Origin of the sequence: Sphingosinicella soli (genome assembly GCF_014199685.1) — a bacterium.
Lineage (GTDB): Bacteria > Pseudomonadota > Alphaproteobacteria > Sphingomonadales > Sphingomonadaceae > Sphingosinicella > Sphingosinicella soli.
The window spans coordinates 112,348-120,785 of record NZ_JACHNZ010000003.1; the positions used below are offsets into that span (position 1 = coordinate 112,348).

Genomic DNA, 8,438 nt, shown 5'->3' on the forward strand with positions numbered 1-8,438 from the left:
CCTATTTCGCCTCTGCCTTGAGCGCCTGCATCAGGCCCGGAACGAACTCCGCGCCGGTCTTCACCTCGACCTGCGACCCGGCAAGGTCGTCGCCGTAGGGCTCCGCCTGCCCGCCGAGGCACTTCGAAAGGAAATGCTCAGCGATCGCGGCGAAGGAAATATTGGTTTTGTCCTTCGCATAGACATGCCCCTCGTCGGGATAAAAGGCATAGGTCACCGGCTTCCCGCGCGCCTTCAGCGCATCGACGATCTCCTGCGACTGATCGGGAAAGATGCGCGGGTCGTTGGCGCCGTTGGTCACGAGCAGCGGCTTCGAGATCGCATCGACGCGAGAAATCGGCGACCGCCGGAGCAGGTCCGCCGCACCTTCGGGAGTCGATGGATCGCCCATCCGAATAAGGAATTGCGGCTTCTGCCACGTCCACCACGCGGGCATCGCGGCGGCCAGCCGCACAAGATTGCTCGGCCCGGCCAGATCGACGCCGCACTGGAAAACATCGGGAGTGAAGCTCAGCGACACGAGCGTCGAGTATCCGCCGTAGGATAGCCCCATCACCGCAAGGCGATCCTTCGCGCTCACGCCTTTGTCGATCGCCCACTGCGCGGCATCGAGCAGATCGTCGTGCATCGTTTCCGACCACTTCCTGTCGGCCTTCGCAATGAAGCTGCTTCCGAACCCGCTCGATCCGCGAAAGTTCACGGACAGAACCGCATAACCGCGATCCGCGAGCCAGGCATGTTGCGGATCGAAGGCGAGATCGTCGCGCAGCCACGGCCCGCCGTGAACCAGCAGCACGAGCGGCGCGGGCTCGGCGGGCATGCCGTCCGCGCCGAGGCGCGCGTCCTTGGGAAGCGTCAGATAACTCCGCAGGCTGAGCCCGTCGCGCGAGGGGATGGTGACGGGGATGCGCCGCGAGACACCGCGCTGATCGAGCATGGGCCGCGTGGATACGAGCGGAGTGAGCGTCCGGCTCTTTCTGTCCCACCAGCTGTAGCGGTCGGCGCGCTGCGGCACGGTTTCGAGCAGCAGCCAGCGCGCATTGTCCGGCGTTTGCCCGGCGATCTTGAACGGCCCGGCAACCGCGTTCTCCAGCGCCGCGAATTCCGCGCGCACGCTTTCCGACCGAACCGTCCATTCGCTCACCAGCGGATCTTCGCGCGTCGCCAGCAGCGCGCCGCTCTCCTCGTCGAACAGCGGCTCCATGATATCGGCGCGCCGGGCCTCGGCGAGCAGGGTCTTCTCACCCGTCCCAAGGTCCACCGAAACGAGGTTCGCCCGGTCGCCGTCGCGGCTGTCGAGCATCGTGAGCTTGCCCTGCGCATCGGGTCCGAAAACCTTGGAGTTTCTCAGCGAGCCAAGCGGAATTGTCATGAACGCGCTCGGCCCGGCGGGATCGAAGCGGAAATAGGTCCACGAGCCGTCCGTGTTGCCGCGAACGCCCATTCGAATATTGAAATCGGCATCGGCGACGACATCGATATACTGCGGATCGTTGCGAAACACCTCGGTACGCTCGCCCGTCGCAAGATCGATGCGATAGATGTCGCGGTATCGCCGGTCGCGAATGTTCATTCCGACCAGAATTTCGCCGGGATGCCGTGGCGAGACCTTCACGATTTTGGTCTGCACTGCGGGATCGGCGGTGGCATTGATAACCGTCCGCTTTTCCAGGTTCGCGATCCAGAGCTGGTGATGCTCTTCGCCGCCGATATCCTTCAGGATCAGGATATAACGCCCGTCCCCGCTCCACTGAAAGCCGTCGGGGGGGCGCGTATCGAAGCGCGTAACCGGCGCTGCCGACGCCAGATCGTCGATCGGCGCGACCCAGATGTTGAGCATGCCGTTCAGCGGATGGAAAAATGCGAGCTGTTTCCCGTCAGGGCTGATCTGCAGTTCCGAATACGTGGGCGATGCGAAAAGCACGTCGCGGGGAAGCAGTGTATTCGAACGGGCCGCCTCGCCCGGCTTTGAAACGGCTTCCGAAGACGTGCCCCACGCGGCCCCGGCGCAAAAGACCGCAGCCGCCAATATGGCTGCCTGACGTCCGAGACGAAAACGCAGCGGCCGCAAAACATCGAAACCCATATCCGAAACTCCCCGATGATCCGACCCCGCCGGATGCCGCCCGCAAGATGGGACTCGCCCTCTATGGGCATAGATTGTCAATTGAGCCCTTCCGGCGCCAATGCGGATTATGGATCAATCCATGCCCGCCAGGCAGCACCGCAGCGGCGTGCGTTCGTGTACAAAGACACCCGAAACGGCTGAAAAGGGCGGTTGTGACGCCGCCTTCCCGTATACAATTTTCTCTCTTACAAATCTGCGGAGCGCAATGACGGACAAAACAATGGAAATGGCATGGCTGGAAGATTTCGGCGCTCTGATCCGCGCGGGAAATTTTTCGCGTGCCGCATCCGCGCGTCACGTCACGCAGCCCGCGTTCAGCCGCCGCATTCGCGCGCTTGAGGAGTGGCTGAGCGTCGAACTTGTCGACCGCAGCACCCACCAAATGGTCCTGACACCTGCCGGCAAGCGCTTCGCCGTGATCGCCGAGACCGTTCTGCGAGATATCGAGCACGGGCGGCGCGAAGTTCAGGAAATCGCCGGTGCCTCCGCGTCGATGATAAAGGTGCTCGTCACGCACGCTCTGGCCCTGAATTTCTTCCCGCAGTGGCTCGCGGCTTTGCAGGCAATGTCGGATTCGGAAATCCTGATCCAGCTCACCGCCGACAATATGGGCGCGTCCGAGAAGATCATGCTCGATGGAAAAGCGCATTTCTGCCTGTGCTATTTCCATCCCGGTGCCGCATCCGCGCTCGATGATGCGGGCTTTCATTCCCTCTCCCTCGGCGGTGACACGCTCGTCCCCGTCAGCGCGCCCAGCGAAAGCGATAGGCGTCCGCTCCACGCCCTCGCTCAACGCACGGAGCGCGCGGTAAACCTGCTGGCTTACGGTGCGGAATCGGGCATGGGCCGCATCGTATCGGCCATGTTTGCAGCCAGCGCGATGCCGGTCAGCCTGACGCCCGTATTCACCTCGCACACGCTGGTCCTCGCGCGCATGGCGAAGGATGGAAAGGGTTTGGCCTGGCTTCCCCTCAGCATCGTTGCGGATGATCTGGCGAACGGCTCTCTGGTCCGGGCGGGCGACACCGTATGGGATATACCCGTCGATGTCCGGCTCTACCGCCCGCGCGGCCGGCAATCGCCATCGGCCGAAGCGTTCTGGAAACTGGCCTCGGCGTAAGCGCGGCGCTTACGGGACGGCATATAACCATCAGCAACGGGCATTGGCCGATGCGCCCTCGCCCTTGTTAATCGCTACCGACCTCGCGGCACACGCCTGAACGGCGACGGATCGGACGATCGAATCCGGTACGACAGAGTTTGGAGTTTAAGGTATGAAACGGCTCGCCATCGACGCGGTGGTCTTCGACCTCCTCACCGCACTTCTTGATTCCTGGTCGGTCTGGAACCACGCAGCAGGCTCCGAAGCCGATGGATTGCGCTGGCGCCGCGCCTATCTCGAACTGACCTATGGATGCGGCGCCTACCGCCCGTATGAGGATCTCGTGCGCGAAGCCGCCGTGAAGGCAGGCGTGGACCCGTCAGCCACCGAAGCGCTCACCGCGCACTGGGACACGCTCCGCCCCTGGCCGGAGGCAGCGTCCGTGCTCGGCGATCTGAGCGCGCGCGGCATCCCGCTGGGCGTCGTCACGAATTGCTCGATCGCCCTGGGCAGGCGGGCCGCGCAAAGCGTCGGCATTCCCTTTTCCGTCGTCGTCACCTCTGAAGAAACCGGCTTCTACAAGCCGCAACCGCAATCGTACCGCGCCGCGCTCGACCGGCTCGGCACAGAGGCCGCCCGAACGCTGTTCGTTGCCGGTTCACCCGCCGACATTCCCGGTGCCGCAGGCGTCGGCATGCCCGTTTTCTGGCACAACCGCGCGGGACTGCCGTTCGTCGACGCCACGGCGCGTCCCCTTCTCATCGCCGACACGCTGAACCCGCTGCAAGAGCTGGTGTGACAGGCCCGGCTATCCCCTCAGAACACCGCCTTCGCTTCGGCCTCTTTCATCATCGCCTTCCTCACCATCGGAATAGGCGGGCCGCCGTAGCCGAGGAATTCGTCGTGGAAGGCTTTCCACGCCTTGCGGCCGCCGCGCGTGGCCGTCCAGTCCTCGCGGAGTTTGCGGATCAGCAGCTTGCCCATCGTGTAGTTGAGATAGGCCGGGTCGTAAGTGCCGCGCGCCGATTGCTGGAGGGCGTTGCCTTCGTCCTGATAGCACTGGTCGCGGAACATCTGGCGGGATTGTTCCACGCTCATGCCGCGCGCGTGCATGCCGATCGCCGAAAGATAGCGGCAATCGCGCAGCAGCGCGTTCGAAAGCTGGCCGACGTGCGTGGCGGGGTCGCCGTTTCCGAGCCCGGCTTCCCACATCAACTCCTCGGTGTAATGCGCCCAGCCTTCCGCGAAGGCATAGCCCACAAACACCTTGCCGAACTGCGATTTCGCGCGGTTCGCGTGCAGGAAATTCAGGAAATGCCCCGGCCATACCTCGTGCACGGAGGTGAACAGCAGGTCGAGCTTGCCCGGCACGAACCCGTCCTGCACGTCCTTGGGCCACGAAGGATCGGGCGGCGAGATGTAATAGACCGAAGGCAGCCCCTTCTCATACGGCCCGGGAATGTCGATGTAGGCGCTGTTCTGCCGGTTGAACGGCGGCGATTCCTCGACAAGCGCCTCCTCCGTGCCCGGTATGGTCACAAGGTCGGCCTTCACCAGAAATGCCTTCAGGTCCGGAAGCTGGCGCCGCGCTTCCGCGACCGGGCCATCGGCGGGCTTGTCGCTGGTGACGACCGCCATGCACTCCGCAATCGCTTTGCCCGGCGCGAGCTTGTCGCATGCGGATCTCAGCGCTGCCTGGTTGCGCTTCAGGTCGGCCTCGCCGATGCGTTCAAGCTCCTCAAGGCTGATGTCGACGCCTTCGGTTTCGCGCACCATTGCGGCGAACACGTCGGGCCCGAGCACGAAATCCTCGGTCTGTCCGGCGCGCTTGCTTTCCATGAACGCCGCGAGTTCGCGCATCGCCTTCGCGCCCGCAGCGCTCGCGGCGGCCAGCTCCTGCTGCAGCGCCGCGTCCGTCACCTCCGCGAAGGCGGTTTTCACGTCCGTCTCGAAATAGTCCGCATAGCCGTTGAACGCGGCGAGCCCGTAATCGACGTAGGTTCGCGGCATCGGACCGGCCAGGTTCGCCTTGATCTGCTCCGCCGCCGCCGGAATCGCATTTGCGTATTTCACGAATGCCTTCAGGCGCACGTCGAGCGGCGCGTAGGGCCGCGTGATGTAAACGCTCGGGTCGAGCCCTGCGCCCGTATAAAAGGCGGGATTGCGATACGGCCAGCGCGCCGTATCCAGCCAGAACAGGCGCCCGCGCGTCACCGCGACGAGATAGTCGCGTTCGAACCGCTGCGCATCGCTGAAACCGGAGGTATCGAGCGCATTCGCATCGGCAAGCGCCGTTTTCAGCCGCGCGATCTCCACATCGATCCCCGCTTTCGACCAGTCGGGCAGGATGCCGTCATATTCGTGACGCCCCTGATAGACCGCGAAATAGGGGTCCGCCTTGAACGTCGCCTCGATATAGGCGTCTGAATAGGCCTTCCAGTCGGGCTTCGCGGCGACGTCGGGCGCGGAGTCGCAGGCGGCCGCGCCGACAAGCAGAAACGGCAGAAGAGCGCGAATTTTCATGGGTTCGGCCTCATCAGGAAATACGGTCCCGCAGAATGGCGGCAGGCCCCCGCCCTGCCAAGGGCCGTTCGTCGAAACATTGCCACGCGGCGCGGCGCGCCTTATTCCGCCTGGCCATGACAACCTGGAAATTCACCTTCGCCTGCACGCGCGCAGAGGCCGATCTCTTCACCGACGACGTTCCCCAGCTTGCAGACTTCGATCCGCCGCCGGTCGTGATGACCAGCGAGCCCGACGAATCGAAACCCGACAGCTGGCAGCTTGACGTTTACACGGTCGAGCATCCGTCGCTGATGCTGATCGAGACGGTCTCGGCGCTGCTGCCGAGCGCGGGGGGCGCCTATACGCTCGTCGAACTGGATGATGAAGACTGGGTGACGATGAGCCAGGCGGGCCTCGATCCGGTCGAAGCCGGGCGCTTCTTCGTCCACACGGCGGCGGACGCCGATACGCTTCCTGCGGGCCGCATCGGGCTTCAGATCGAGGCGGGCCTCGCCTTCGGCACCGGCCAGCATGCCACCACGACAGGCTGTCTGCTGACGCTCGATGCGCTCGATGTCGTACCGAAAAACGCGCTCGACCTCGGCACCGGCACGGCGATCCTCGCGCTTGCCGTCGTCAAGACGTGGCCCGAAGCCCTCGTCACGGCAAGCGACATCGATCCCGTCGCGATCAGGGTTTCGCGTGAAAATACAGAAGTGAACATGGTTAACATCGGAGATGCGAAGGGCGAAATCTCGCTCCATGTCGCCGATGGGCTGGAAGACGCGGCGCTCGCCGCGCGCGGGCCGTTCGATCTTGTCGTGGCGAATATTCTCGCCGGGCCGCTTATTGAAATGGCGCCGTCTATTGCGGCGGCGCTAGCGCCCGGCGGGACGTTAATCCTCGCCGGGTTGCTCGCGGGTCAGGCCGATGCGGTGGAAGCGGCGTACCGCGATTGCGGTATTACGCCTGTCTCCCGAACCGTCATCGGCGAGTGGCCGACCTTGCGGCTCCTGAACGCCTGAAACCCGTGGTTACGGGCGCCAGGCGTGGAACAGCTGCATGTCGCGGCCGCGCTCACTGAACAGGTCAGCGAGCCTGCGCGCTTCACGAAGTTTGGTCGGCTGCACGGTCTGCCCATCCTGCGGGAATGCCATCGTTGCGGCTTTCGCGTATGCGTAGATCATGTGAGCCTCCTGGTGCCGCCCCTAGTGGCGACGGGGAGACATATGGTGCGGTGCAGCATCAGTGAGAAGCCGCTGAAATCTCCTACCATCCATGCACCCAGTGCATAGCTCGCGCTAAAGGCCTGTTAACCTTTACGGATACGGACCTTCTGTTCCTTGTAGCCGTTTATGAACGGAGACGGCACGCGCACCGGTTGCGCAACAGTCTCGAGATCCATGCCGCGCTCCAGCATTTCCTCGATCAGGATCGAGAGTTGCAGTTCAGCCAGACGCGCCCCGACGCAGCGATGGATGCCGTAGCCGAACGACAGGTGCCGCCGCGCGTTTTCCCTGCTGAAATCGACCCGGTCAGGGTCCGCGAAAACCTCCGTGTCGCGATTGGCGGAGATGTACCACATCACCACCTTGTCGCCCTTGCGGATGGTTTTGCCGCCCAGTTCGGTGTCTTCCGTCGCGGTGCGCCGCATGTGCGAAAGCGGGGTCTGCCAGCGGATCAGTTCCGAAACGGCGTTGGGGATCAGGCTGCGGTCGGCTTTCAGTTTGGCCCACTCGCCGGGGAATGCGCTGATGATGCCTGCGAGCCCCGTCATCGAGTTCCGCGTCGTATCGTTGCCGCCGACGATCAGCAGCACCAGATTCCCGATGAACTCCTGCTCGTCCATCTTCGACATCGCCTCCGAATGGATCATCATCGAGATGAGATCAGGCGCAGGCGGCGCATTCAGACGCGCCTGCCACAGCCCGCGGAAATAGGCGCCCATCTCGAAAAGGTTGCGTGTACGTTCCTCGCGCAGCGCCGGATCGGCCGCCGCCTGCACGTCGCCTGCCCAGTCCGACCACGTCGTCAGCAGCCGTCGGTCCTCCCACGGGAAGTCGAACAGGATGGCGAGCATCTGCGTCGTGAGTTCGATCGAAACGCTGTCCACCCAGTCGAAGGTCTCGCCCACCGGCAGCGTATCGAGCAGCGCGGCCGTGCGCGCACGGATCTGCCCGGCGAGCCGCTGCATTTCGCTCGGCGTGAATGCCGGCGCCACGACGCGGCGTTCGGCGGTGTGCTGCGGCCGGTCCATCGCGATGAACATCGGGAACTTCAGTTCCCGATCGAGCGCGTCGAGAACGGTGATGCCCCCGTACTCCCACGACGAGGAATAGATGTCGGGCAGCGCCTCGACATGCACGATGTCCTTGTACCGCGTCACCGACCAGTAAGGCGCGAACAGCCCCTCGGTGCAGTAATGCACCGGGTCTTCGGCGCGCAGCCGCGCAAACAGCGCGGGCCACGTCTGTTCGATGAAGTGATGGTAGTCCGCCGGATCGGTCGCGCCGAGATCACTCGCCACCGCAACTTTGGTCGCCATAGTGAAGCCTCCCCACCTCACAGAATGACGCAAAGAGAGCCCCGCGTAACGCGCTCCAATTCGCTAGGTGTTTGATCCCAGGCTTTGATGGTGCATTATTCAGCCAGCAATGGAAGGATGCGCTATGGGACAGATACTCCATGGGAGCGCCACAACGA

7 protein-coding genes are annotated in these 8,438 nt (G+C 63.8%); 3 read left to right on the forward strand and 4 right to left on the reverse strand.

Annotated features, from left to right (window positions below):
• Position 1: 1 nt before the first annotated feature.
• Positions 2–2,086, reverse strand: coding sequence for a S9 family peptidase (locus tag GGQ98_RS02525; RefSeq protein ID WP_184064634.1), 2,085 nt, complete (start codon positions 2,084–2,086; stop codon positions 2–4).
• 247 nt (positions 2,087–2,333) lie between these two features.
• Between GGQ98_RS02525 and GGQ98_RS02530 the strand changes: the two genes are divergently transcribed.
• Both GGQ98_RS02530 and GGQ98_RS02535 read left to right on the forward strand, forming a co-directional pair.
• Positions 2,334–3,248, forward strand: coding sequence for a LysR family transcriptional regulator (locus GGQ98_RS02530; RefSeq protein ID WP_207791212.1), 915 nt, complete (start codon positions 2,334–2,336; stop codon positions 3,246–3,248).
• A gap of 154 nt (positions 3,249–3,402) precedes the next feature.
• Positions 3,403–4,029 carry an HAD family hydrolase gene (locus tag GGQ98_RS02535; RefSeq protein ID WP_184064637.1) on the forward strand — a complete coding sequence of 209 codons (627 nt, stop codon included), beginning with the start codon at positions 3,403–3,405 and terminating at the stop codon, positions 4,027–4,029.
• Positions 4,030–4,046: 17 nt separating this feature from the next.
• Here GGQ98_RS02535 and GGQ98_RS02540 read toward each other — a convergent pair whose 3' ends face one another.
• A complete protein-coding gene (locus GGQ98_RS02540) occupies positions 4,047–5,753 on the reverse strand; it encodes a DUF885 domain-containing protein (protein ID WP_184064640.1) in 1,707 nt (568 codons plus the stop codon).
• 35 nt (positions 5,754–5,788) lie between these two features.
• On the opposite strand from GGQ98_RS02540, the gene GGQ98_RS02545 reads away from it, so the two are divergent.
• Positions 5,789–6,760 carry a 50S ribosomal protein L11 methyltransferase gene (locus GGQ98_RS02545; protein ID WP_243451640.1) on the forward strand — a complete coding sequence of 324 codons (972 nt, stop codon included), beginning with the start codon at positions 5,789–5,791 and terminating at the stop codon, positions 6,758–6,760.
• Positions 6,761–6,769: 9 nt separating this feature from the next.
• Here GGQ98_RS02545 and GGQ98_RS02550 read toward each other — a convergent pair whose 3' ends face one another.
• Both GGQ98_RS02550 and GGQ98_RS02555 read right to left on the reverse strand, forming a co-directional pair.
• Positions 6,770–6,922: a hypothetical protein gene (locus GGQ98_RS02550; RefSeq protein WP_184064643.1), complete on the reverse strand. Its 153-nt coding sequence runs from the start codon at positions 6,920–6,922 to the stop codon at positions 6,770–6,772.
• Between the two features lie 125 nt (positions 6,923–7,047).
• Positions 7,048–8,280, reverse strand: coding sequence for a cytochrome P450 (locus GGQ98_RS02555; protein WP_184064646.1), 1,233 nt, complete (start codon positions 8,278–8,280; stop codon positions 7,048–7,050).
• Positions 8,281–8,438: the final 158 nt, after the last annotated feature.